This is a genomic window from Bacteroidota bacterium (assembly GCA_039111535.1).
Lineage (GTDB): Bacteria > Bacteroidota > Rhodothermia > Rhodothermales > JAHQVL01 > JBCCIM01.
Genome location: JBCCIM010000001.1, coordinates 61,507 through 86,219 on the forward strand (window position 1 = coordinate 61,507; position 24,713 = coordinate 86,219).

General features: G+C 50.5%; 22 protein-coding genes and 1 tRNA gene. 13 read left to right on the plus strand and 10 right to left on the minus strand.

The genetic code is table 11. The features are described 5' to 3' along the window. Nucleotides 1–13: 13 nt before the first annotated feature. Nucleotides 14–583 (minus strand): ECF-type sigma factor, encoded by a 570-nt coding sequence (locus AAF564_00270; protein ID MEM8483945.1) that lies wholly within the window; start codon nt 581–583, stop codon nt 14–16. 271 nt (nt 584–854) lie between these two features. Between AAF564_00270 and AAF564_00275 the strand changes: the two genes are divergently transcribed. The 4 genes from AAF564_00275 to AAF564_00290 all read left to right on the plus strand — a co-directional run bounded on the left by AAF564_00275 (nt 855) and on the right by AAF564_00290 (nt 8,170). Further along, nucleotides 855–3,110 (plus strand): T9SS type A sorting domain-containing protein, encoded by a 2,256-nt coding sequence (locus tag AAF564_00275; protein ID MEM8483946.1) that lies wholly within the window; start codon nt 855–857, stop codon nt 3,108–3,110. A 40-nt stretch (nt 3,111–3,150) separates the two neighbouring features. Next, a complete protein-coding gene (locus AAF564_00280) occupies nt 3,151–5,400 on the plus strand; it encodes a T9SS type A sorting domain-containing protein (protein MEM8483947.1) in 2,250 nt (749 codons plus the stop codon). 44 nt (nt 5,401–5,444) lie between these two features. After that, a complete protein-coding gene (locus AAF564_00285) occupies nt 5,445–7,637 on the plus strand; it encodes a T9SS type A sorting domain-containing protein (protein ID MEM8483948.1) in 2,193 nt (730 codons plus the stop codon). A gap of 83 nt (nt 7,638–7,720) precedes the next feature. Further along, on the plus strand, nt 7,721–8,170 hold the full coding sequence (locus tag AAF564_00290) for a Dabb family protein (protein ID MEM8483949.1): 450 nt from the start codon (nt 7,721–7,723) through the stop codon (nt 8,168–8,170). Between the two features lie 196 nt (nt 8,171–8,366). Here the strand turns inward: AAF564_00290 and AAF564_00295 are convergent, their stop codons facing one another. The 7 genes from AAF564_00295 to AAF564_00325 all read right to left on the minus strand — a co-directional run bounded on the left by AAF564_00295 (nt 8,367) and on the right by AAF564_00325 (nt 14,317). Beyond that, nucleotides 8,367–8,792 carry a hypothetical protein gene (locus AAF564_00295; GenBank protein ID MEM8483950.1) on the minus strand — a complete coding sequence of 142 codons (426 nt, stop codon included), beginning with the start codon at nt 8,790–8,792 and terminating at the stop codon, nt 8,367–8,369. A 21-nt stretch (nt 8,793–8,813) separates the two neighbouring features. Then, a complete protein-coding gene (locus AAF564_00300; protein MEM8483951.1) occupies nt 8,814–10,361 on the minus strand; it encodes a DEAD/DEAH box helicase in 1,548 nt (515 codons plus the stop codon). A gap of 89 nt (nt 10,362–10,450) precedes the next feature. Then, entirely contained in the window at nt 10,451–11,200 is a 750-nt protein-coding gene (gene fabG / locus AAF564_00305) for a 3-oxoacyl-[acyl-carrier-protein] reductase (GenBank protein ID MEM8483952.1), read from the minus strand. A 43-nt stretch (nt 11,201–11,243) separates the two neighbouring features. After that, a complete protein-coding gene (locus tag AAF564_00310; protein ID MEM8483953.1) occupies nt 11,244–12,290 on the minus strand; it encodes a beta-ketoacyl-ACP synthase III in 1,047 nt (348 codons plus the stop codon). Between the two features lie 66 nt (nt 12,291–12,356). Beyond that, entirely contained in the window at nt 12,357–13,367 is a 1,011-nt protein-coding gene (gene plsX / locus AAF564_00315) for a phosphate acyltransferase PlsX (GenBank protein MEM8483954.1), read from the minus strand. Between the two features lie 106 nt (nt 13,368–13,473). Beyond that, nucleotides 13,474–13,665, minus strand: a complete 192-nt coding sequence (gene rpmF, locus AAF564_00320) for a 50S ribosomal protein L32 (protein ID MEM8483955.1) — start codon at nt 13,663–13,665, stop codon at nt 13,474–13,476. 142 nt (nt 13,666–13,807) lie between these two features. Continuing rightward, nucleotides 13,808–14,317 (minus strand): DUF177 domain-containing protein, encoded by a 510-nt coding sequence (locus AAF564_00325; GenBank protein MEM8483956.1) that lies wholly within the window; start codon nt 14,315–14,317, stop codon nt 13,808–13,810. Between the two features lie 809 nt (nt 14,318–15,126). On the opposite strand from AAF564_00325, the gene dnaA reads away from it, so the two are divergent. Both dnaA and dnaN read left to right on the plus strand, forming a co-directional pair. Then, entirely contained in the window at nt 15,127–16,701 is a 1,575-nt protein-coding gene (dnaA, locus tag AAF564_00330; GenBank protein ID MEM8483957.1) for a chromosomal replication initiator protein DnaA, read from the plus strand. 232 nt (nt 16,702–16,933) lie between these two features. Then, nucleotides 16,934–18,064 (plus strand): DNA polymerase III subunit beta, encoded by a 1,131-nt coding sequence (gene dnaN, locus AAF564_00335; GenBank protein ID MEM8483958.1) that lies wholly within the window; start codon nt 16,934–16,936, stop codon nt 18,062–18,064. 21 nt (nt 18,065–18,085) lie between these two features. On the opposite strand, the gene AAF564_00340 is transcribed toward dnaN, so the two are convergent. Continuing rightward, a complete protein-coding gene (locus tag AAF564_00340; protein MEM8483959.1) occupies nt 18,086–19,060 on the minus strand; it encodes a hypothetical protein in 975 nt (324 codons plus the stop codon). Between the two features lie 69 nt (nt 19,061–19,129). Then, nucleotides 19,130–19,786 (minus strand): sigma-70 family RNA polymerase sigma factor, encoded by a 657-nt coding sequence (locus AAF564_00345; protein MEM8483960.1) that lies wholly within the window; start codon nt 19,784–19,786, stop codon nt 19,130–19,132. Nucleotides 19,787–20,094: 308 nt separating this feature from the next. Here AAF564_00345 and rplM point away from each other — a divergent pair, with 308 nt between their 5' ends. The 7 genes from rplM to AAF564_00380 all read left to right on the plus strand — a co-directional run bounded on the left by rplM (nt 20,095) and on the right by AAF564_00380 (nt 24,684). Then, nucleotides 20,095–20,538: a 50S ribosomal protein L13 gene (gene rplM / locus AAF564_00350; protein MEM8483961.1), complete on the plus strand. Its 444-nt coding sequence runs from the start codon at nt 20,095–20,097 to the stop codon at nt 20,536–20,538. 78 nt (nt 20,539–20,616) lie between these two features. After that, nucleotides 20,617–21,012 (plus strand): 30S ribosomal protein S9, encoded by a 396-nt coding sequence (gene rpsI, locus AAF564_00355; protein MEM8483962.1) that lies wholly within the window; start codon nt 20,617–20,619, stop codon nt 21,010–21,012. 153 nt (nt 21,013–21,165) lie between these two features. After that, on the plus strand, nt 21,166–22,131 hold the full coding sequence (rpsB, locus tag AAF564_00360) for a 30S ribosomal protein S2 (protein ID MEM8483963.1): 966 nt from the start codon (nt 21,166–21,168) through the stop codon (nt 22,129–22,131). A 123-nt stretch (nt 22,132–22,254) separates the two neighbouring features. After that, complete coding sequence (gene tsf / locus AAF564_00365; GenBank protein MEM8483964.1) at nt 22,255–23,082, plus strand: translation elongation factor Ts; 828 nt, start codon at nt 22,255–22,257, stop codon at nt 23,080–23,082. Between the two features lie 71 nt (nt 23,083–23,153). Beyond that, entirely contained in the window at nt 23,154–23,900 is a 747-nt protein-coding gene (gene pyrH, locus AAF564_00370; protein ID MEM8483965.1) for a UMP kinase, read from the plus strand. A gap of 50 nt (nt 23,901–23,950) precedes the next feature. Then, nucleotides 23,951–24,520, plus strand: coding sequence for a ribosome recycling factor (gene frr / locus AAF564_00375; protein MEM8483966.1), 570 nt, complete (start codon nt 23,951–23,953; stop codon nt 24,518–24,520). 74 nt (nt 24,521–24,594) lie between these two features. Continuing rightward, nucleotides 24,595–24,684: transfer RNA gene (locus tag AAF564_00380), tRNA-Ser, on the plus strand. The last annotated feature ends 29 nt before the right edge of the window (nt 24,685–24,713 follow it).

Consider the following 24,713-nt stretch of genomic DNA (forward strand, 5'->3'; position numbering starts at 1 on the left):
GATGGTACTTGACTTACTGTTCTTCCAACTGGATAAACAACCACGCCTTAGCCAACTGCCAGTCGCGCAAAGCGGTACGCTCAGAAATTTCCAGCACCTGGGCGATTTCGTCCATTTTCAACCCACCAAAAAACCGGCACTCAACCACTTTCGCCTGACGCGGACTGCGGTCGGCTAACAATTGCAAGGCTTCATCAAGATCCACGAGATGAGAGGCAAATGCCTCTACCGCGATGTGTTGTTCATCCAGCGACAACGCGCGTTCTTTGCCGCCCCGTTTGAGCCGGGTGCGACGGCGCGCGTGGTCTACCAGGATTTGCCGCATAGCCCGGGCAGCAGCACCGAAAAAATACGCACGGCCTTTTGCAGTCACCTGGGTTTGATCCACCAGCTTCAGATAAGCTTCGTGTACCAGCGCGGTGGTGTTGAGCGTGTGGTGTTGGCGCTCCTGTAAGAGGTATTTATGCGCCATACCCCGCAGTTCGTCATACACCGCGCTAACCACGGCATCAGCGTTCACGCTTGCATCCACAGATACGCGATTGAGCAAGACGGTCACAGCCTGGGAAGTCGTGCCGGCCATTTGTACAGGAGTGGGGTGAAGATAATAATGACAGCGCGCTGCCAAAACAGCATATGTAGTATAGCAACTTTTAAGGCCAATCTCGACCAAGTGACGCTACCCTCCATTTTCCTCACATCAGGTGGTGTTTAGAAAAAACTGACTGGGCATGGCAGTTTTTCTGAAGGACTGTCGCAGGACAAAACACAGGCGCATCGTACAGCTCGTCAGCAGTGCATCTCAGCCTCGGTTACATGCGCCGGCTATTACGCTCACATAAACCCACAACACCATGCGAACCACACTTTTCCTCACGCTTCTCTGTTTGCTCGTACAGCCAGTTTTTGGTCAGCAATATGGGCATCACCTGGACTGGCTCAATGCAGTCACAGATGACACATTCATCAACGACGTAGCCCTCGACGCAGACGAATTAGTTTATATCGTTGGGTCTGGCCTTGACAATATAGATTTTGACGGACCAACGATAACAGGACAGGGCGGAGAGGCTTCCGTCGATGGTGCTACGATGTTCTTTGCTGCCTATTCCCCTGATGGTCAACTGGTCATGTCGCGCATAATCTCAGCCAGCATTTTTAGCGAAGGATACGGCATAGCCATTGGCAAATCGGGTGATATTTATGTAGCCGGCATCGTGCGGGGTATTGCTGATTTTGATGGCCCCAATAGTACCGATAAGGGAGGAGAGGTCCTCACCGAAAAACCCGAGCTTTTCATTGCCCGATACACCGCATCCAACAACCTGGTATGGGTAACAACAACAAATACCTTTGAAGGAGATGGCTTTCAGTATCCGGACGCATCTGACTACGAGGACCGCATCAAACTTGAAGTCAGTCTGCAGGGAAATGTCTACGTGTCCGCTGAGTATTTGCAGGAAGGGCCTGTCGACTTTGACGGCCCCCACACTAAAGGACAAGGGGGAGAGATCCATCTGAATATCGATTCATTTGTCGCCAAGTATGACGCGCAAGGTGCCCTGTTGTGGGTCAATCATATTCTGACTGAGACCGCCTATTCAGGAATTGTTGACCTGGACGTTAATCATAACGATGAGGTCTTCATTGTCGGAGGCTTTGATGCGCGCATCGATCTGGATGGCCTTGAAACCAATGCGCAGGGAGGCGAACTGATCACGCCCCAGCACAAAATGTTTTTGGCCAAATATGATGTGAATGGCATCTTGCAATGGGCAACAACACCAACCGGTGCATCAACAAAAGGATTTGGCGTCGAGATAACGCCTAAAGGGAATATTTATGCCGCCGGCAATTTTAAAGGCAGCGTAGATTTTGACGGCCCCTTTACAACAGGACAAGGAGGAGAACTGGTATCAACCGGGGCATACAGAGACTATTTTCTTGCCCGGTATCAACCAAACGGGGTACTGGATTGGGTCAACCTGATCGATACAAAATCCACGTGTTGTGATGAAAGCCGCGGCCCAGATATAGCAACAGGATTTTCCGGGGTGTACGCGATCGGACAATTTGAGCGTGAAGTTGATTTTGATGGCCCTAAAGCACACGGTGATGGCAGCAGATTTTTTATCCCGGACGCCCAAAGCTCGTTTATTGCCAAGTACAACCATGCCGGCGACTTCTTATGGGCCAAACCAGGTACAAGTGCCGGCAATTATAGCAGAGCCTCTTCCATTTCGGTGTTTGGGTCAGATGAGCACATCGCCATGACTGGACATTTTGTAGAAAGCTTCTCATTCGAAGGATCTACGATTACAGGTACACCGGGTGCCCCCCAATTCTGGGATTATTTTGTTGCCAAACTCAATCCCAACGTTTTTGGTCAGGCACCACAACCGCCTTATTCAATAAAGCCTTTTACCTTCTTCGAAGCTGAGTCCCACGTCTTCATCCACCCCGAAGACATCGTTGCCAGCCTGGTTGATTCACAAGGTGATGAGATGCCCGTCGAATCAGCTATCTTCACCGCCGTCACAGCAGACGAAGAACTCCAACACGAGTTGCTCATCGACGGCTGCCAGTTCCTCGGCCTGCCGGCTTTGCTTGATGAAGAAACCAACGGCCACGTCTACACCATCCACATGGCAGCGACCGACCGCTACGGCGTAACCGGTGAATGGCAGGTGCCGGTACACATCATACGCGAAGGCATGGAAGAAGCTGAGCAAGACGAGACTGTGTTTGAGGCCGTCGTCTGCTCAGAAAACGAAACCGGCCAGGCCCAAAGCAGCAAGGACCAGCTACACCTTACACGTCATGCCGGACTTGATCCGGTATCCAGAAAAGAGCCAACACTCACCGCCTACCCAAACCCATTCAATCCACAGACAACCCTGTCGCTATCGCTCCCAGTCGCCCAGCACGTCCGCGTCGCAGTCTACGACATGCTGGGCCGGCAGGTAGCGCTCATCCACGACGGATTGCTGGATGCCAACCAATCCCACAGCTTCACCTTCGATGCCGCGAAGCTCCCAAGCGGCGCTTATCTGGTGCGGGTGCAGGGTGAGGGCTTTGTCCAGAGCCGGCGCATCAGCCTGGTGAAGTAAGCCTCCTCACTCCTAACTCACTACTGAAAACCATACCATCATGAAATACCTACGCCCTATTCTTGCTACTACTTTACTTTTTGTCCTGGTAGAGTCGGCTACAGCCCAGCAATTTGGTCATCACCTTGATTGGCTTAAAGGGCCTTTAGATAATGTCACTATTCGCGAGAGTGTCATTGGAATGGATGAATCAGTTTACATATGGGGATCAGGCAAAGGAGCGATTGACCTTGATGGCCCTGCCAGTTCAGGACAAGGTGGTGAACAGTTCTTAACCGAATGGAAAACCATCTTGGCTAAATATGACAAACATGGAAAATTGACATGGTTCAAGATCATCTACCATACGGCTGACTTATGGCATTTAAACGGCGTACACAGTATGGCTATCGGGCCACACGGTGATCTTTATCTCGTTGGAAAAGGAGAGGATTCCTTTGACTTTGATGGGCCGAATATAACAGGCCAAGGGGGTGAAATCTACTTTGAAAGGGATGAAATATTCATTGCTAAATACAATGCACAGGGTTGGCTCTCATGGGTCATACAAACCACATCAACCGAAGGAATTGGCGTCGATAATAGTAAAAACCTAAAAATCCAAACAGGTCCATACGATGACGTCTTTGTTTTCGGAGGACTGGGAAAAGGTACCGTTGATTTCGATGGCACCACGAAAACCGGCCAGGGAGGTGAATTAACAATTCCAACAGGCGGTTTCTATACATTTCTAGCAAAATACAATGGGATTAGCGCACTGCAATGGGTCAAGCGCATTCGAATAAACGATCTCTTTAACTATCAAGAATTAAGCGTTAGCAACAATAATGAACCGTTCATTGCAAGTAAACAATCAGGACCGATAGACCTGGATGGTCCACACATAACTGGCCAAGGTGGTGAAATGATCTTAGACTACGATCAACTGATATTGGCGAAGTTTGATACTTATGGCAGTTTTTTGTGGGCCCGAAAAACCGCTTCATCCTCAGGATTTGTTAATGTACTTAGTGTTGACGCAAGTCCAGATGGAGCGGTATATGTAGTAGCAGATATCTTAGAATGGATAGATTTTGACGGCCCCTTAACGACCGGCCAAGGCGGTGAAATCCAGGGTGGAGAAGACTTTGCTGACATCTGGACCTATTCTATCCTCGCCAGATACGAGGCAGATGGGACGTTCGGTTGGGTTAAGTTAATAAAATTAAATTTGGGTGACAGCATACCATCTATTCAAGCAGGCAGCTCAGGTGTTTACATAGCAGGGGATTTTCGTGAAACCATGGATCTTGACGGCCCAGATCTAGACCATCCAGGTAGTAGTGCAACCACTAGCATAGGGACCTCCAGCGCATTTGTAGCCAAATATCTACACGATGGATCCTTCAATTGGGCCATGGTAGGTTCTGAAATGAGCACCTCCCGTTCGCTGGCGCTTACCGAACCCACAGAACACCTAGTATACAATGGTATTTTTAAAAACAGCTTCTTGTTTGAAGGATCAACGGTGGGTAGTCAAGACGACAATTGGGAACAGTTTATCGCAAAAATAGACCCTACCACATTAGTAGGCCCTGGCCCACCTTACAGCCTTACCCCAATCCCACTCTACGAAGCTGAATCCCACGTCTTCATCCACCCCGAAGACATCGTTGCCAGCCTGGTTGATTCACAAGGTGATGAGATGCCTGTCGAATCAGCCATCTTCACCGCCGTCACCGCTGACGAAGAACTGGAAGACGAGCTGCTCATGGATGGCTGCCAGTTCCTCGGCCTGCCGGCTTTGCTTGATGAAGAAACCAACGGCCGCGTCTACACCATCCATATGGCTGTGACTGATCGCTATGGTGAAATCGGCGAGTGGCAAGTGCCGGTACACATCATACGCGAAGGCATGGAAGAAGCTGAGCAGGACGAGACAGCTTTCGAAGCAGTTGTCTGCTCAGAAAACGAAACCGGCAAAGCCCAAAGCAAAGACGATCAACTCAACCTTACACGTCATGCCGGACTTGATCCGGTATCCAGAAAAGAGCCAGCGCTCACCGCCTACCCGAATCCGTTCAATCCACAGACAACCGTGTCGCTATCGCTCCCATCCACCCAGCACGTCCGCGTGGCGGTCTACGACATGCTCGGCCGGCAGGTAGCGCTCATCCACAACGGGATGCTGGATGCCAACCAATCCCACAGCTTCACTTTTGATGCCGCAAAGCTCCGAAGCGGCGCTTACCTGGTGCGTGTGCAAGGTGAGAGCTTTGTCCAGAGCCGGCGCATCAGCCTCGTGAAGTAAGGCTCCTCACTCCTATCTCCTAACTCACTACTCAAAACACCATCATGAAATACCTACGTCTAGCTCTCACAATCGCCGTACTTTGTATCTGCGTTCCAGCTTCCGCACAATTCCCAACTGAATTACAATGGCTGTATGGCATAACAGGGGACTATTACCCCAGGGACATGGTCATTAGTCCTGATGGGGATATTTACACGGTTGGCGTCATTTCTAGCGCGGCCGATTTGAACGGGCCGGCAATACCCGGAGGTGAAATACAGGTAAAAGGGACGCATCAAATGATCGTCAAATACAGCGCAAGCGGAGATATTCTGTGGACACGGCTGCTCAAGCAAGACGGATCGATTTATATCAAGCTTGGCCCTGCGCAAGAAGTGTACTTGACTGGCACAGTTGCCGGCTGGATAGACCTGGATGGCCCCTCCCTCACAGGCCAGGGCGGAGAACGCTACATGGGCGAATCCCGAGCAATTTTTATCGCGCAGTACACATCAGACAATACATTCAACTGGGTAAAAAAGATAAACGCCCACTCAATTTACGGAAATGAGTTTGATGTCAGTCCGGATGGCAGCCTGTATCTAAGGGGACATTTCTGGGACGTCGTTGATTTTGACGGGCAGCTGAATACGGGCCAAGGTGGGGAGTTGTATGCAGATGACATGGGCTATTTTGTAGCCAAGTTTTCATCAAACGGATCATTTTTGTGGACCAAACAGATTGTACCCGAGACCAATGGCAGCTCGCATGTAACCAAGGGTATTCGCGCCGGCACGAACAATGAACTCTATATCCTCTACCACTCAAGAGGTTATATAGATCTTGATGGCCCAACAATCACAGACCAGGGTGGGGAATGGGATGTACCGAGCGATGAGTTACTTCTCGCAAAATACGCTGCAACCGGTAACCTGGAATGGGTCACGCACACCGTGTCACCTAAAGGCAATTTCTGGGTCGAAGATTTGGATGTTGGTCCTGATGGATATGTCTATGTTGCCGGGTCCGTACGAGGCCGTATTGATTTTGATGGCCCATACAAAACAGGACAGGGCGGAGAGTTTACAGCCGTAGCGTTTAGCGATATGTTTATAGCAAAGTTTACGGCGCACGGAGATTTTGAAAGAGTAATCACAGCCACCGGCCCAGACTTTGATCAAGCAAAGGACGTATCCGTAAGTGCCTCAGCTATTTACCTTACCGGATATTTTCAGGAAGCTATCGATTTTGATGGCCCCAACACCCAGGCGGCAGGTGGTGAAGTCACGGGACAAATACTGCAAAACCTGTTTCTGGTAAGCTATACCCACGACGGTGATTTCTTATGGGTCAAAACTTCAGAGGGAGGGTTTGGTGAAAATATCGGATACTACCTTGATGCCAACGAAAATGACCAGCTTGCCTTTTATGGTCATGTTATCGACCCGGCTTCTTTTGAAGGTGCTGAAATCATAAACACCTTTCAGTTTATCTCCTTGCTCGACAAAGCCGGACTAACAGAATACGAAGAACCCACACCGCCTTATCATATCGACCCGGTTGTGTTTTATGAAGTCGAAGCTGAATCCCACGTCTTCATCCACCCCGAAGACATCGTCACCAGTCTGGTTGATTCACAGGGCGGTGAAATGCCCGTCGAGTCCGCCATCTTCACCGCCGTCACAGCGGACGAGGAGTTGGAAGATGAACTACTCATGGACGGCTGCCAGTTCCTCGGCCTGCCAGCTTTGCTTGATGAAGAAACCAACGGCCGCGTCTACACCGTCCACATGGCAGCCACCGACCGCTACGGCGTAACTGGTGAATGGCAGGTCCCAGTACACATCATCCGCGAAGGCATGGAAGAAGCTGAGCAAGACGAGACAGCCTTCGAAGCCGTCGTCTGCTCAGAAAACGAAACCGGCCAGGCCCAAAGCAAAGACGATCAACTCAACCTGACACGTCATGCCGGACTTGATCCAGTATCCAGAAAAGAGCCGACGCTCACCGCCTACCCAAATCCATTTAACCCGCAGACAACCCTGTCGCTATCGCTCCCAGTCACCCAGCACGTCCGCGTCGCCGTCTACGACATGCTCGGCCGGCAGGTAGCGCTCATCCACGACGGATTGCTGTATGCCAACCAATCCCACAGCTTCACCTTCGATGCCACAAAGCTCCCAAGCGGTGCTTATCTCGTGAGGGCGCAAGGCGAGGGTTTTGTCCAGAGCCGGCGCATTAGCCTGGTGAAGTAGCGCCGGCAAATCGTATCTACAGTTTCTTTAGCGCGGATTCTCTATTTGGGGGCATCTATCCGTTCCACCGAACCTTAAACTCCATGCGATTTCTGTCCATCTTGATTCTAGGCGGCGTACTCCTGACCGGTCTGCTTTTTTTCCAAATGAAGAAGTCTGAGACTGAAGCTGCCACCCTTGCTAAAGAAGTAGAAATGGAAATGTCAGCCCCCGATATGTCTGAAGCTGTACGCCATGTTGTTGTTTTCAAGTATAAACCCGAAGCCACCGAAGCACAGATCCAGGAAATCACTGATGCTTTTAAAGCACTGGAAGACCAGATTCCCGGCATCATTGGTTTTGAGCATGGGGTAAACAACAGCCCGGAAGGGTTGAACCAGGACTTCACCCACGTGTACCTGATGACCTTCGAAAACGAAGAAGCCCGCGACACCTACCTGCCCCACCCCAAACATGCCGCCTTTGGCGAGATCCTGATGGGGTCGGGGATTTTTGATGGTGCGTTTGTGGTGGACTATACGATTGCAGACTAAGGCAAACGAACCGGATCGGTTCGTTTATTGTCGATTTTCGATTGCCGAGTGTCGATTTATGTTTTTCATTTAAAACAATCGGCATTCGGCATTCCTTTCTGGATACCGGATCAAGTCCGGCATGACGTGATAAAGAAGCTATGCGTTAGCCCCAAAGCCAATCGAAAATCGACATTCGAAAATCGAAAATCCTCCCCTATCGGTCGCTGCGCTGTTTCAGCTTCTTCCTAAAGTCCTTCAGCGCAATGAGGGCAACTCCACTCGTTATTACGGCACCGATGCCAAATACCCACTTCCCTATGATACCGTTGGTGGTTTGATCGAGGAAAGGCAGGCCCCCAGAGATGTTTTCCGGGTCACCATTGAATGCAATCCAAAAGCCCATAATGGCCATGGGTATCAAAATCAAAACCGCCATGCCGGCGCGCATGGGAGTGTCCTCATCAAAACCAAGCGCACCGCCACAGGCCATTAACACAAACCCCACCAGACCAAGAATCCAGCGGGGTGCATTAAACGAATCAGGGGGAGCTGGAATGAAACCAGCAGCTGTTGCGGTGATAAATGCGCCAAGCAGGATGCAGAACAAAGCAAGCCAACCCGGCACACGCGTATTTGCCATCACATTATTAATGAGCCAGGATTAGCGGTGCCGAGAATGGCGCTGTTTGCTGGAACGCTTTTTATTTTTATCATTGCGTCCTCCACCTCCCCGGCGATCTTCGGAACGCTTGGGCTCAGGCATCGGCTCGGAAGCCAGTGACTCGTTCCTTTTCTGGTAGACTTCATCAACCAGCATGGCCAGCAACTCCGGCTCTTCTTCGACCAGTTCTTCGATCATGCCGACAAACTGGTTCAAGCGTTCGCGCTCCAAATTCGATTTGTCTCGAAAGCGCTGCTGCAACATCATTGTTGCGTGCTCCGCCATCTTTTCTTCAACCGCTTCTGCGCTCGGAATTTCACACGCTTTGATATCGATGTCGAACTTCCGGGTAATCCGAAGAAGCAAGGTCTTTTCAGTTGGTGTGGTTAGTACAATGTTGGTCCCGTTTTTACCTGCACGGGCTGTGCGGCCGGCGCGGTGTACGAAGTACTCCGGATCCTGCGGCACGTCGAACATGAACACGTGGCTCAGGTCAGAAATATCAATGCCGCGCGCTGCAACGTCTGTTGCTACGAGGAAACGCAGTTCACCTTTCCGGATACGGTCCATCACGCGCTCGCGGGCTTTCTGGTCGAGATCGCCGGAAATTTCGCTGGCGTCGAAACCGTAGTTGCGCAGAAACTTGGCGAGGTACTCTACATCACGCTTGGTGTTTACAAAGATGATGGCTGACTCGGGGCTTTCCATTTCAAAAAGCTTGACGAGCGTCCGGTCTTTGTCCATTTGATCAACCTGATAGTACCGGTGATCAATAGCATCTACACTCACCTGGCCAACGCTAAGCGACAGGAAGCCTGGCTCGTTGAGGAATTCCTCTGCGAGGGTGCGTACGCGCGGCGGCATTGTTGCGCTGAACATGAGCGATTGCCGTTTGCGCGGCAAGAACTTTTTCATTTCGCGCATCGCCGGCAAAAAGCCCATCGAGAGCATTTCGTCCGCCTCATCAAAAATGAGTGCTTCCAGCTTGTGCAGCGAAAAACTCTTGCGATACAGGTGGTCGATAATACGTCCGGGTGTACCAATCACAACGTGTGCGCCTTGCTTGAAGGCAGAGAGTTGGGATTTGTATCGCACCCCGCCATAAACGAGCGCTGCACGTAGGCCATCTTCGGTGGCTTCGCCGCCGGCCATTTTGGTAAACTCCTCGTGTATTTGCCGGGCCAGTTCGCGGGTCGGGCAAAGTATAAGTGCCTGCGTCTCGGGAATGGTTGGGTCAATTTTATCGAAAAGCGGCAGCAGGAAAGCACCCGTTTTACCGCTACCCGTGCGCGACTGTACAATAAGGTCGCGGCCTTCGAGTGCGTAAGGGATTGCTTTTTCCTGGACCGCCATGAGCGAATCCCATCCCGCGGTATCAACAGCCTTTCGAATGGTTGGCGGTAGTTCATCAATAGTGATATCCGGCAGGGGCGGGTCCGGTTCACTAAAAGAGGATACAACGCGATCCTGCCGGGCAGTTTGCTGCGCTTTGGCAGTGAGATCAATTACAGTGGTAAACCTTTGTCTACCAGAATCATCAGATGACATGAAGTTATTAGAACAAAATTCAGTTTTAGAGAGAGATGCCGGCACTGCAATTATTTATACGATGCAGTGGGAATGCTATGCAGCACATGCTACATAGCAAGACCTCCATCAACATGGAGCACATGGCCTGTTATGTAGTCAGCAGCGGGAGATGCGAGAAACAGTACACTATTCGCTACATCTTCGGGGGATGCCGGACGACCAAGGGGTACAGCCCCTAGCATAGCTTCCTGCGCTTTATCAGAAAGCGCAGCGGTCATGTCCGTTGCAACGTATCCTGGGGCTACAACATTCACCGTGACACCACGGCTGCCCAATTCTTTTGCAAGGCTCTTCGAAAATCCAATGATGCCGGCTTTTGATGCCGCATAATTAGCCTGTCCCGGATTGCCCATTACGCCTACTACTGACGATATATTAATAATTTTACCGCCGCGCTGTTTCATCATCGGGCGATAAGCTGCTTTAGAGAAGTTAAAAACACTTTTAAGGTTGGTCCCAATTACGGTGTCCCAATCCTCTTCGCTCATGCGGATCATCAAGCCATCACGGGTTACGCCGGCGTTGTTTACGACAACGTCGATGCTTCCCCAGGTGTCAGTAATCGACTTGATGGTTTCCTGCGCGCCTTCGAAGGAAGCTGCATCTCCCTGGAAGCTCAGTACTTCCGTGCCTTTTGCTTCAAGCTCAGCTTTGAGTGCTTCAGCAGTTTCGGTAGAAGAGCGGTATGTAAAGGCAACCCGTGCACCTGCTGCTGCAAATGCTTCAACCATTGCGCGGCCAATGCCCCGCGTTCCTCCAGTTACCAGGGTACTTTTACCCGTTAAATCCAGCTTCATTTCAAAATACTGTATAATTGATCAATAAGTTACGGTGCCGGCTTCAGGAAGCCTGTCCGTTTTGCGCGGCAACGCCAGCGGCTGACTTCTTCGCCACCTCTGAACCATCGTAAGCCCACTTGAGAAGCGTAGCGCCCCAGGTGAACCCACCGCCAAATGCGGTGAGCACAAGGTTATCACCCTTGCGCAACTCACTTTCCCAATCGCTAAGGCAAAGCGGGATCGTTCCCGCAGTTGTATTGCCGTAGCGCTCAATATTCAACATGACCTTGTCCATGGTCACACCCATCCGGCGCGCCGTGGCATCAATAATGCGCAAGTTGGCCTGATGCGGCACCAGGTAGCGTACGTCATCACCGGTTAGCGAATTACGCTCCATGATTTCAGCGGCAACATCAGCCATACCCTTTACGGCATTTTTGAAGACCGTTTTGCCATCCTGTTTGACATAGTGCAGCCGTGCATCCACCGTCTCATGCGTTGCCGGGTGCAAACTTCCGCCACCAGCCATGCAAAGGGCGTTGACGTTCGACCCATCGGTATATTCGAGGGAATCAAGTACGCCATACCCATCTTCACCGGGCTCCAGGAGGACAGCGCCGGCGCCATCACCAAAGAGCACACACGTGGTGCGGTCGGTGTAATCGATGATTGCAGACATTTTATCTGCACCGATCACCAGCACTTTATCGTGCTTGCCAGAGGCAATAAACTGTGCACCAGATGACAGGGCAAAAAGGAAGCCGCTGCACGCAGCAGACAGGTCGTAACCCCAGGCATTGGTTGCGCCCAGCTGCGCCTGAACGAGGCACGCTGTTGCCGGGAAAACCATATCAGGCGTAACCGTAGCAACAATAATGAGGTCAATTTCTTCAGCCGAGATCCCACGTTTTTGCAGCAATTCCTCAGCAGCCTTGGTTGCCATATAGGATGTTGCTTTATCAGGATCTTTTAAAATCCGGCGTTCGCTGATACCCGTTCGCGTCCTAATCCATTCATCATTGGTATCAACAATCGTTTCAAGCTCAGCGTTGGTCAACCGGTATTCAGGAAGGAAATGACCAACGGCAGTAATAGCAGCACTTCGCATAAAAAAGAGTCAGTAGTGAAACGCACTGGGGAAGTAGGGGTGGGGATAAAATAAGACCTGGCGGGGTCAATCACCGAGAACTTCTGTGATAGCTTCGGGAATATTGTGGCCTACAACACGCGTAGCCGTCAAAATAAGCTGGGTGATTGCACGGGCGGAAGAGCTGCCGTGGCCAATCAATACGTTGCCGTTTACACCCAAGAGTGGTGCACCGCCGTATTCTTCGTAGTTAAAGCGTTTGGAAATAGAACCAAGCAACGTTTTAACCAGGGTTTTCTGGGCATCATCAAACTGCAAGCGCTCCATTTCTTCCATAACAAGCTGGCGCAATACGGTTGTCATACAGCTTTCGCCAAACTTGAGAACGATGTTGCCCACAAAGCCATCGAAGACGATGACATCAGCCGCGTAAAAAAGCAGGTCCCGGCCTTCGATGTTGCCCACAAAATTTACATCGTCGCGCGCTTCGAGCAGGTTAAACGTAGCTTTGATTTGCTCATTCCCTTTGCCGGGCTCCTCACCGATGTTCATCAGCGCGATGGAAGGATTGGTGCGGTCGAGCATGCGCTCAGCAAAGATGGCACCCATCTGTGCAAATTGAACGAGGTGCTCGGGTTTACAATCGACGTTGCTCCCCATATCCACACTGATACTATGGTTTCCCTTGGTGGTAGGGATAAAACCAATCAGCGTGGGGCGCGCTACTTTGGGCAGCCTGCCAAGCGTAAACAAAGAAGCCGCCATCACAGCTCCTGTGTTGCCGGCACTGATGAATGCGTCTGCATCACCATTCTTATGCGCACCCAATCCGATATGGATTGACGACTTGGTCTTGTTTTTTACAGCCGAAGCGGGTGACTCGGCCATCCCGATAACTTCAGGTGCATCTACAAGATGCAGGCCTTTAGGAGTCGCCTCGCCATGTTTCGCGAGTTCTGCGCGCAGCTCAGTTTCGGGTCCAACCAGCAAGACCTCCAGATCTTCGCCGGCTTTAGCAAGGGCTGCGAGTGCACCCTCAACCACAACTCCAGGGGCATGATCTCCCCCCATCGCATCCACAGCAACTCGGATAGGCATAGGTAATCAGTTTGTATTGTTAAATCGCTGAAGATTACACATCCAAAACGGATGTATCAACCCCAGTGATTTAAACATAGCATAGATTTAAACTATGACGATTAAACTATGCGTAATCGGCGCCATCCGCGATTTTACGACCACGGTAGTATCCACAATGTGGACAGGCACGATGACGGAGTTTTGTGTTTCCGCAGTTGGTGCACTCCATGGTCTGGGGGCGGCTCAGGCTACCGTAATAAACGGACCGGCGAGACCTTGTACGTGCTTTTGAGTTTTTTCGCTTTGGATTAGCCATTGTTCACTCTTTACAGCTTCTAGAACCAGATAAAATTTAGCCAAAGGCGGTAGTGTACTCCGATCCTTGCGTCCTGGTTCTCTCTTTTTTCAGGATACGGGCACTATTTTGCCGATGCCTCGCAAATAAATGATGAAGCCGGCTATTCTTCGGCCGCTTCCTCACCCCCATCTGAGCTCAATTTTCGCAATGCCTCCCAACGCGGATCAATCCCGGCCTCACTACCAGCCGGCGCCCCAAACTCCAATGGGATCTCTTCCATGTCTGCCCCGGGCGCAATTTTTCGGGCAGGAATGGAGAGGATGAATGTATCCCGAACAAAGGCAGTCAGATCAATCTCTTCATCAGCATGCCCAATGCGCTGCACCTCATCATCTACCGACTCTCCGTCAACCGAGGGCGTGGCTGAATAAAGCACCTGGTGTTCGCCTTCCACAAGTTGCGTGAACGAAGCGAGCGTCCGGTCGCACTTCAGGTGGGCCTCTGCCTCAGTCTCCAACACAACAAAAATTCGGTTCGGATGAAAATCCACCCGGGCACCTACGTGCAGTTCTTGAAAAACATCCGGATCCAGGCCAAGTGCTTCTGGCGATGGCTGCCATTCAAAATCATGGATTCCGGGCTTGAGCGATTTAATGTCGACTTGGATCATTACAAAACAATATGTTAACCATGCCGCAGCATAAAGAACGCCGGCGACATGTGGCAGGGTTGGCCGTGACCGCGCGCATTTTCACAACGCTTTATCAACCGAGCCAGGCCCGGTTTAGAGACAAAATTAAGCGCGGTTGCAATATCGTTACTCTTCAGGACAAAATTTCTCGGGGTAACTGCTTGATGTTATTCAGCAGAATGTTTACAATTCTTCTCCCGATTTGAGGGAAGGCGTCAGGATGCAAGAAGCATCGGCTCTGTCACTGTAAAGTCCGTCACTGTAAAGTAAGCGTGTTTTTCTTACCAGAAGTCTGCACACCAGGATCCAGCAACACCACATTCTAATGAACAATTGTGCCCAGACCTAACCTGCACCGCAGGGGCACATTAGTGTGAATAACTTGTTCATATTGACCCATAGTACACCAGATAGCGGATCCAGATTGACCACTGCATTGTTTACTTTTTGTCCGAGCGTATTTTTCTGTAGACAGTCCTACTAGAAAACTCGCAAATCAGGCTCAAATACGCATATTGCACTTGTTGAAAACTTGTGTATAACAATGAGCCTTTTGTAAGGATTGTACTGTGGATAACTATGAGCGTAATCCAGGGATGTGAATAACAAGTGCATATCCCCTGTACACAAAACGGACTACAGGCTATCAGGCAATCGTTTGCTTTTATAAAGTAAGACGAAGCTTGCACTTCCAACGCCATTCCAATTGGTCCATTTGTTTCCCTTTCATTGACGACACGCTTACCCTGCTCGACGTGAGTGTGCCCAATTTTTGATGCCCTTACAACATGGAGCTATCGGCAGACGCGGTATGGCAAGAGTGCCTGCAAATCATCCGTGACAACATTAGCAGGCAGAGCTTCAAAACCTGGTTTGAGCCACTCACGGCTGAGAAACTGGTTGAAGAAGACGACGAGACAAGGCTTACGGTAAAATTGCCCAGCAGATTTTATTACGAGTGGCTCGAAGAGCATTACTTTGGTCTGTTAAGCAAAACCATTATGAAAGTGCTGGGTCCCCAGGGCCGGCTCTTCTATAATATTGTCATTGAAAAAGATGACACCGAGAGCGGCTACGAAGGATCGTCTATGCACCTGCCCTCTCGCAAGCCGGCCAACGAGCAACCCCCGGTGCAACGACATCATGGTACCCCCCCAGTCGGTCAGCAGCCCTCCGGACAGCAATGGCAACCGCATACGCAGCGCAACATTCCCCCGGAACCTCCGCGCCCGCATTACAACAACCAGGGGTTTGCACACCAGGCGCCCCCCGCACCACAGTCTCCATTTGCCAATCCATTTGTGATCCCTGGCCTTAAGCCGGCCAAAATCGAGCACAACCTCAATACGTCTTATACTTTTGATCGCTTCATTGAAGGCGATTGTAATCGCCTTGCACGGAGTGCTTCGCTCGCCATTGCACAGCAGCCTGGTGCAACCAGCTTCAATCCTTTCCTTATTTATGGCGGCGTGGGGCTCGGCAAAACGCACATGATCCAGGCCATTGGTAACCATGTACTGGCCAACAACAGCAACCAAACGGTCCTGTATATTTCAAGCGAGCGCTTTACCACTGAATTTGTGCAAGCAATTCAGAACAACCGGGTCAGTGATTTTTCGATGTTTTATCGGCAAATCGACTTGCTGATCGTGGATGACGTGCAATTTTTTGGGGGCAAAGAAAAAACCCAGGAAGAGTTCTTCCACATTTTCAACAGCCTGCACCAGGCTGGCAAACAGATTATTCTTTCAGCAGATCGTCCGCCAAGAGACATCTCTGGAATTGAAGAACGGCTGCTGTCCCGTTTCCAATGGGGCCTCACCGCAGATGTACAGGCACCTGAGTTTGAAACGCGCATTGCAATCCTGCAACGCCAGGCTGAAGATGATGGCATTCGGATTTCGCGTGATGTAATCGAATTTGTTGCGCATCACATCAAGAGCAACATCAGAGAGCTCGAAGGCGCCCTGATTCGGCTACTGGCACATGCAACGCTGCACAAGCGGGAGATTGATCTCAACATGGCCAAAGAGGTACTGCGCGACCTGATCAAGGATACGCGCGTCAACCTCACCATCGACGAGATTCAGCGGATCGCCTGTGAGTACTTCAACATCCCAGAAGACCTTGTTCGTGGTAAAACCCGCAAGCGCGAAGTTGTACAGGCCAGACAGGTAGCCATGTACTTCTCCAAACAGCTCACGCAGCATTCGCTGAAAACAATCGGACTGCATTTTGGCGGACGCGACCACTCTACCGTGATCCATGCCAACCAAAGCGTAGAAGATCAAATCGACACAGATCCAAAGTTTTCTGATACAATTGAGGAAATTCGGCAGCGGCTCGAACTCCGTAGTCGCTAAAGAAGTCGATTTAAAAAACTTGGACCTAAAATTTTTACGCTCAAAAATTTGCAGTAAAGTATTGTTTAAGCGAACTTTACTGCTACCATTTAATTAAAGAGTGGCTATAATAAGATCAGCCTGAATCGATGCTGGTCCTCACTTCTTGTTGTTTGCTTCGGGTTTCTGCACATACAACCCACGTAGCCCACAACCGGAAACCCGTAACCCAAAACTTGATCTGGTCAAATCCATGAAGTTCTCCGCATCCAGTGCTGAACTCCTTCGGGCCTTAAACACCGTCGCCGGCGCTGTTCCTTCCAAAAGCACGTTGCCGATTCTCGAGTGTGTGCTGTTTGAACACGATGGTGATGTACTACGGTTGAGCGCTACTGACCTGGAGATTTCTATTATCCAGTCGCTGCAGGTGCAGTTTGAAAGCAACGGCAGCCCCCGGGGCAACCGCGTTGCCGTACCAGCCAAGCGCCTGCTCGATACGCTGCGCGCCTTACCCAACCTGCCCATTTCTTTTGCTACAGATGATGAGTTCAACATCACGCTGCAAACAGATATGGGTAAGTACAAAATGGTAGGACAGGATGGGGCAGACTTTCCAGCGCTGCCAGAGATTGCCGGCCAGTCCGGTTTCCAGACCAACGGCGAAATTCTCCGCCGCGCTATTCAGAAAACAAGTTTTGCAGTAAGCAAAGACGCCCTGCGGCCGGCAATGATGGGGATCTATTTCCAGATTGCAGCTGACCGCGGACGCATGGTAGCCACCGACGGCCACCGGCTTGTGCGCCTTACCATGGAATCGGTCACCAGCGAACTGCCGTCCAACTACATCGTGCCTGAAAAAGCCATGACCCTGGCAGCACGCGTAGCATCTGATGCAGATTGCGCCGTGATGGTTGACGGTAGCTACGCCAGCTTTGATTTTGGTGCTTGCCGGGTGCTGGCCCGCCTGATCGACGAGAACTACCCTAACTACGAAGCGGTTATTCCGGTAGAAAATGACAAGCGTCTTTCGGTAAATCGCGAAGCTATGCTTGCCGCTGTAAAACGTGTAGGCCTGTATTCTTCCAGTATGACCAACCAGATCCGGCTTGAGATCTCCAATAACCAGGTCAAAATCTCTGCAGAAGATATCGAGCGGTCCAGCAAAGCCCACGAAATGGTTGCTGCCGAATACGACAGCGAAGACATGGTGATCGGGTTTAACGCCGCGTACCTGACCGAGGTATTGGGGCACCTGGATTCAGAAGAGATTGTATTTGAACTGAGCTCACCCAACCGCGCCGGCATCGTCACACCGCTGGAGCAACAGGAAGGAGAAGAACTGCTGATGCTGATTATGCCCGTTATGCTTAACACCTACGCATAAACCCGAGACTTTCGTCAGCTTTTACATTTTATCAAGCAATTTGCTTGCTACACCGGACTTGAAGCCCGCGTGCTGTTGTACCTTTAACAACTGATCGCGGGCTTCTTCTGTTTTCCCACCCGCCAGATAGACCTTGGCAAGCAGGTACCTGATTTCAAGAAGTAGCTCCGGCGACATCGCATCTGCACCAACAAGACCTTCCAATTCTCGTTCAGCCTGCATCAAAACGGCGTCATTATATATATAGTGTAAGAAAAACCAGCGTTGCTGCGACCGCGCATAGCGTTGCGCAACGTCAGAAAATGCCATCAAATAAGACTCATCTCTTGCCATCGACTCCGGCGTACGTACTTCAGCATTAGACCAAATCATGCTCCGCAAATGTGAAGGGTGAGTAGCGTTAAGTTCTGAAGTAGTCAGATAGCCAAGGCGTGCAGTCCCGTTGCTAGAAAATACTACAAAAAGAACCATGGACAGGGTGGCTACACTACCCCACAACTTCCACTTACCCTGAGATGTAGCAAGGACAGTTTTTATACCTGGACGTGGCAGCCGATCTTTACGACGAACGGGTTTCGCCTGTTCTAGCTTATACCCCGCCAGCGCTTCAAACTGCGCAACTGGATCCTGCTGATCAAGCAGTAACGCCATTTGTGCCCTGACTTGTGTATAGCGCTGTGCAACGTCAGGATCCGAGCCAAGCAGTCGCTGCAATGCTCCGTGATCAGATTCGACATCAGTTTCTGTATCCAGAACTGCAATCCCTTGCGGCAGGCTCTTTATGCCAAGTAATTCCTGGGCGGCGAGGTAAGCCATCAACTCATCTTTATGCCCGGGGGTAGATGTATCTGCTTCAGCTATCAATTGGTACAATGCCTTTACATCGTCAAACAGGGATGTATAGCGCGGATGCGCCGCTACATCAAGATGCAGTGCGCGTTGCTCTTCAGTCGAGAGCAGGCCGTATTGCAAAATCTTTTCTTCCAGTGTATTCATAACAATCTTGTGCGGCAAAACGATTTTAGGTATTTCCTTTTAAGACAAACGCCTGTAGGCAGGCATACCTTACCGGTCGATATCTTCACGAAAATCTCTTTTTATTAGCCGGCGCAACAGCCGGTCTTCCCGTAGACGCTTAACAGCTTTGTTCACATAGGAGCGGATTACCTCAACACTTTTCCCCGTAAGGGTACTGATTTCGTCATACGACTTATGCTGAAACAACCGCATCTCAACCACTGACTGCAGGTATCTGGGCAATCGGGCAATAGCACTTTGTAGCACCTGGTGCAATACCATCAGGTCGTCATCAAACGCAACAGGTTCATCGGTGGCACATGTAAAGTCTGCCGGGTTTGTAACTGAACTTTTTTTGTGGGCCCGCAAGTGGTTCACAAAGAAATTGCGACAGATAACGCTGACCCAGCTGGCGTAACGCGAATTATCCCGTATGGTATGCCGGCGATCGACGATGCGTTCAAATACCCGCGCAACAAGCATATCAAAATCAGCGTTATCCAGATCAGAGCTCCGGGAGAACTTGGTGATGAGATTGCGCCAGACATAACAGTACGTCCAGATGTCAACCGCCACGCGATCCTGGTGCCGGCCATGGGCAACCCAGTTCTGAAATGTCGCGTTGGCAGATTGCACGTCATCCAGTTCAAAAGGCAGCCGTGCCAGCAACGCCTCAAGCTTTGCTAAGTGTGTCGTGGATCTCATATGGGGGCAAGGTATGGGCCTGGCGCGTGCAGCAGCCGGCAAGCCCTTATGGTCAGAGAGTGGCGATCGGGCCAGGGAGGGATTGGCGCCGATGCCCCAATAAAGCATAGCTAACGGAAACGTATTCCGTCAATATTGTGGGAAGATTTATGTGTAATAAAACTATATCAAGGTAACAGCGTGTCAGTGCACCCGATTTTTCGGGATCCCCGTTACACTTTGCTGGTTAAAGGCTGGCTCTACAAAGCTGCGGCTTTAACATTTTGTCGTCTATAGTATCTATAGACTGAGTCTTTTGCAGGAAACCCATGAATGTAAATAGCTTCAAAACCTTCAGCGCCAAACCGACCGATATCGAGCGGGAATGGCACGTGGTAGACGCCGAGAATCAAATCGTCGGTCGTCTGGCTTCAAAAGTAGCATCGATTTTGCGCGGCAAGCACAAGCCGAGCTACACCCCGCACATGGATACCGGGGACCACGTAATCATTATCAATGCGGACAAAGTAAAGTTCAGCGGCAATAAAGAGTCTGACAAAGAGTACTTTCGCCACACAGGATACCCGGGCGGCGGCAGAACCCGCACACCAAAAGAGGTTCGCCAGAAAAAGCCTGAATTCATCTTACACAACGCTGTAAAAGGTATGCTTCCCAAAGGGCCGCTTGGCCGGCATATGCTGAAAAAGCTCAAGGTTTACGCTGGTGCAGAACATCCGCACGAAGCACAGAACCCCAAAGCTTTAGCTGTATAACTTTGGTTATCTAAACAGCCCTTTTCCTGGGTACCTGCTATATAGACGCATTTGAACGAATAAGTTAACCTTATAATTATGTCTTCACCCGTACAATATGCTGCAATTGGCCGACGCAAGACGTCGGTTGCGCGTGTATACTTGCGCAGTGGCAACGGCAAAATCGTTGTCAACAAACGCGCTATCGAGGATTACTTTCCCCTCGCATGGCGCCGCAAGCAGATCCTGAAACCGCTGGACATCACAGAAAACTCCGGCAACTTCGATCTGGTCATCAACGCACGTGGTGGTGGTTCAACCGGACAGGCAGAAGCAATCCAGCTTGGTATTGCTCGCGCGCTGATCCAGTTCAACGAAGAATTTCGTAAACCACTCCGCGACGCCGACATGGTTACACGCGATCCGCGCATGGTTGAACGTAAAAAATACGGACAGCCAAAAGCACGTAAACGTTTCCAGTTCAGCAAGCGCTAGCGCTGTTTGGGCACTATATATGCAGCCTTGCCCACCTGCAACATATTACTAATCAATCATACAGTTGGATACCGGAACGGGTGGCCTGGCACAAGCAGTGCAGAGGTCTGTTCGGGTAAATGAAAACTGTAGGTGCAAAAACCCGATAACATCATGAGTGAAGTATCGCAAGGCACAAACCGTGTCTCTGTAGAACAACTGCTTAAAGCAGGTACGCATTTTGGTCACCTGACCCGTCGCTGGAATCCTAAGATGAAGCCTTTCATCTTCATGGAGCGCAACGGGATCCACATCATCGACCTGATGCAAACACAGTCCGCACTGGACCAGGCAGCAGAAGCAGCTGCACGGTTCAGTAAAATGGGACGCAAAATTCTCTTCGTAGGCACAAAGAAGCAGGCGCGCGACATTGTCCGCAAACACGCTGAGTCCTGCGGATCTCCCTTCACGGTTGAGCGCTGGCTTGGTGGCACGCTTACCAACTTCCAGACAATCCGGAAAAGCATTCGGCGTATGGAAGGGATCCAGAAGATGCAAGAAGACGGCACCCTGGATCAGCTGAAGAAGAAAGAACGCCTCATGAAATCCCGTGAGCGCGACAAGCTTGACAAAGTCCTCGGTGGGATCGCCAAAATGGCCAAGCTTCCTGGCGCAGTATTTATTGTGGATATCAACCGCGAACACATCGCTGTAAAAGAAGCCCGGAAACTTGGTATTCCCATTATCGCAATTGTTGATACCAACTGCGACCCGGATCTGGTAGACTTTGCTGTACCGGCCAACGACGATGCCCTGAAGTCAATCGACCTTATCACTTCCGTAATTGCTGCTGCATGCGCTGAAGGCTCCAAATCAAGAGAAATTGAGGAAGCCTCCAGAAAAGCTGAAAAAGAAAAACGCAAAATGGACGAAGGTGAAGGCGACAAGCCGGCTGAGAAAAAGAAAACCAGAAAAACCAAAAAAGCCGCGCCTAAAGCAAAAGCCGCAAAAGAAGAAGCACCCAAAGCCGAAGCCGCAAAAGAAGAAGCGCCCAAAGCTGAAGCTGCTAAAGAAGAAGCGCCCAAAGCTGAAGCCGCTGAGGAAAAACCTGCAGCAGCTGAAGAAGCCGCTAAAGAATAGCACCAGCCGCAATTTACAACTTGTAAATGCGCAAACCCTGCCGGCAATATAGCAGGAATAAAAGGTGCTTGGCCGGCATGCCTCCTTTGGAAAAACGAACGCTTAAAAACGTAACGCTAGACAATGTCGATCTCCGCAAAAGATGTAAAGCGACTCCGGGATACAACCGGGGTGGGCATGATGGACTGCAAAAAAGCACTGGTTGAAACCAACGGTGATTTTGATGCAGCAATAGATCTCCTTAGAAAAAAAGGACAGAAAGTAGCCGCTAAAAGAGCTGAAAAAGAAGCCAAAGAAGGCCTCATTGTCACAGCTGTTAGCTCAGACTCAAAAATTGGCGTCATCGCCGAAGTCAACTGCGAAACAGACTTTGTTGCGCGTGGTGATGACTTCTCTGGTTTTGCTAAAAAAGTAGCCGAAATTGCGCTCAGCGAAAAGCCGGCAGATATCAACGCACTCCACGCTGCCACCTATGATGGCAACGATTCTGTGCAAGATGCAATGCTCTCGCTTACCGGGCGCGTTGGCGAGAAGGTAGATATTCGTCGCTTCGCAGTGAGTAGCTCTGCAGGCACTATCGTTCCTTACATTCACCCGGGCTCGCGCCTTGGCGTTCTCGTTGAAATGTCAGGGGACGGCAATGCCGCAGAAGCCGGCCGCGACGTAGCCATGCAGGTTGCAGCACTTAACCCCGTAGCAACACGCAGCGAAGAGGTCTCTGACGACATCAAGGAAAAAGAGATGGAAATCGCCCGTGAAGCAGCACGCAACGAAGGCAAACCAGACAACATCATCGATCGGATTGCAGAAGGCAAACTCAAGCGCTTCTACAAAGACAACGTGCTGATCGAGCAGCCTTTTGTAAAAGACTCATCTGTTACCGTGAAAGAAATGCTGAAGCAAGCAGACGTAGACGTCACCGGCTTCCTTCGGTTTGCTCTCGGAGATTGATTTAACCAACCGTTGTACAGGCCCGGCACTCGCCGGGTTTGTGCATTACGGGTGTTGACATAGGCGTGAATATGGCAGAGGCAGACAGCGTAACACAAACACTCAAATACAAACGTATCTTACTCAAACTCAGTGGCGAAGCCCTGTTGGGAGATAAGCCTTTCGGCATCGACCATAAAGTATTGAGCAAATACGCAAAAGCAATTCGGGAGGCCGTAGATCTTGGCCTGGAACTCGCCATAGTCATTGGCGGTGGCAATATTTTCAGGGGAATCGACGCAACAGATGGCATGAAGCGGGCCCATGCTGATTATATGGGTATGTTGGCCACGATGATGAACGCAATGGCCCTGCAAGATGCGCTGGAGCAAAACGGATTACGTACCCGTCTACAGTCCAGCATTCATATGCAGGAAATTGCTGAACCCTTCATCCGCCGGCGCGCGATTCGGCACCTCGAAAAGGGCCGTATTGTTATTTTTGGAGGTGGTACCGGGAATCCATACTTTACCACCGATACTGCAGCATCCCTGCGCGCCCTTGAAATTGACGCAGACGTCATCCTCAAAGGCACTCGCGTAGATGGTATTTTTACTGCAGACCCTGAAAAAGACCCATCAGCAACACGCTTTAAAGAAATTGACGGCAGTGAAGTCATCAAAAAAGACTTGCGCGTGATGGACATGACCGCTTTTACGCTCTGCAAAGAATCAAATAAGCCGATTATTGTATTCAATATGAATAAACCCGGCAACCTGGTTCGTGTAGTAAAAGGCGAAGAAATCGGGACGCTTGTCCACTGGAACGGACAAAATTAACGACACCAACTTATTTCGGGATTTTTACCCCGAAAACATGAGGGAGCAACATGCTTGACGAAATGATCCAGATGATCCTTGACGATGCTAAGGAACGTATGGAAAAAGCGCTTGATCACTTGCACCGAGAACTTACAAGTATTCGGGCCGGCCGCGCGTCGCCGGCGATGCTTGAAAACATCAAGGTTGATTATTACGGTTCTATTACACCGCTCAACCAGATGGCAAGTGTATCCGCGCCCCAGGCAGACTTGCTGGTTATTCAACCCTGGGATGCAAGTGCATTGGGCGAAATTGAAAAAGCCATTATTTCCTCGAATTTGGGCGTAAACCCGTCCAACGACGGTTCACTGATCCGCGTCCCTATTCCGCCACTTTCAGGAGAGCGCCGTACCGAGCTGGTCAAAACAGCAAAAAGCCGGGTTGAAGACGGGCGCATTTCGATTAGAAATATCCGCCGGCAATTGAAAGACGAAATCAAGTCTATCCAGCAGTCGGAAAATCTGCCGGAAGACATGCGGTATGAAGGGGAAGAGCAGCTACAGAAGCTGACCGACGCCTACGTTAAGAAAACTGACGAGCATTTGAGCCGCAAAGAAAAAGAAATCATGGAGGTTTAACCCCGCATTTCTTAAGTACGCACATTTATCCAACCAGGATACTTACTGGCATTCGCACAATTTCAGTTCAACATGGAGAGGTGACCGAGTGGTTGAAGGTGCACGCCTGGAAAGCGTGTGTGCCCTAACGGGTACCGAGGGTTCGAATCCCTCTCTCTCCGCCACATGCCAGTGTATCCTGGCCGGGTAGCGC

What these genes read in the sequence shown, in the direction of transcription:
- AAF564_00270 (MEM8483945.1), bottom strand. Translation starts at nt 583, where the DNA reads ATGGCCGGCACGACTTCCCAGGCTGTGACCGTCTTGCTCAATCGCGTA.
- AAF564_00275 (MEM8483946.1), top strand. Translation starts at nt 855, where the DNA reads ATGCGAACCACACTTTTCCTCACGCTTCTCTGTTTGCTCGTACAGCCA.
- AAF564_00280 (MEM8483947.1), top strand. Translation starts at nt 3,151, where the DNA reads ATGAAATACCTACGCCCTATTCTTGCTACTACTTTACTTTTTGTCCTG.
- AAF564_00285 (MEM8483948.1), top strand. Translation starts at nt 5,445, where the DNA reads ATGAAATACCTACGTCTAGCTCTCACAATCGCCGTACTTTGTATCTGC.
- AAF564_00290 (MEM8483949.1), top strand. Translation starts at nt 7,721, where the DNA reads ATGCGATTTCTGTCCATCTTGATTCTAGGCGGCGTACTCCTGACCGGT.
- AAF564_00295 (MEM8483950.1), bottom strand. Translation starts at nt 8,792, where the DNA reads ATGGCAAATACGCGTGTGCCGGGTTGGCTTGCTTTGTTCTGCATCCTG.
- AAF564_00300 (MEM8483951.1), bottom strand. Translation starts at nt 10,361, where the DNA reads ATGTCATCTGATGATTCTGGTAGACAAAGGTTTACCACTGTAATTGAT.
- fabG (MEM8483952.1), bottom strand. Translation starts at nt 11,200, where the DNA reads ATGAAGCTGGATTTAACGGGTAAAAGTACCCTGGTAACTGGAGGAACG.
- AAF564_00310 (MEM8483953.1), bottom strand. Translation starts at nt 12,290, where the DNA reads ATGCGAAGTGCTGCTATTACTGCCGTTGGTCATTTCCTTCCTGAATAC.
- plsX (MEM8483954.1), bottom strand. Translation starts at nt 13,367, where the DNA reads ATGCCTATCCGAGTTGCTGTGGATGCGATGGGGGGAGATCATGCCCCT.
- rpmF (MEM8483955.1), bottom strand. Translation starts at nt 13,665, where the DNA reads ATGGCTAATCCAAAGCGAAAAAACTCAAAAGCACGTACAAGGTCTCGC.
- AAF564_00325 (MEM8483956.1), bottom strand. Translation starts at nt 14,317, where the DNA reads ATGATCCAAGTCGACATTAAATCGCTCAAGCCCGGAATCCATGATTTT.
- dnaA (MEM8483957.1), top strand. Translation starts at nt 15,127, where the DNA reads ATGGAGCTATCGGCAGACGCGGTATGGCAAGAGTGCCTGCAAATCATC.
- dnaN (MEM8483958.1), top strand. Translation starts at nt 16,934, where the DNA reads ATGAAGTTCTCCGCATCCAGTGCTGAACTCCTTCGGGCCTTAAACACC.
- AAF564_00340 (MEM8483959.1), bottom strand. Translation starts at nt 19,060, where the DNA reads ATGAATACACTGGAAGAAAAGATTTTGCAATACGGCCTGCTCTCGACT.
- AAF564_00345 (MEM8483960.1), bottom strand. Translation starts at nt 19,786, where the DNA reads ATGAGATCCACGACACACTTAGCAAAGCTTGAGGCGTTGCTGGCACGG.
- rplM (MEM8483961.1), top strand. Translation starts at nt 20,095, where the DNA reads ATGAATGTAAATAGCTTCAAAACCTTCAGCGCCAAACCGACCGATATC.
- rpsI (MEM8483962.1), top strand. Translation starts at nt 20,617, where the DNA reads ATGTCTTCACCCGTACAATATGCTGCAATTGGCCGACGCAAGACGTCG.
- rpsB (MEM8483963.1), top strand. Translation starts at nt 21,166, where the DNA reads ATGAGTGAAGTATCGCAAGGCACAAACCGTGTCTCTGTAGAACAACTG.
- tsf (MEM8483964.1), top strand. Translation starts at nt 22,255, where the DNA reads ATGTCGATCTCCGCAAAAGATGTAAAGCGACTCCGGGATACAACCGGG.
- pyrH (MEM8483965.1), top strand. Translation starts at nt 23,154, where the DNA reads ATGGCAGAGGCAGACAGCGTAACACAAACACTCAAATACAAACGTATC.
- frr (MEM8483966.1), top strand. Translation starts at nt 23,951, where the DNA reads ATGCTTGACGAAATGATCCAGATGATCCTTGACGATGCTAAGGAACGT.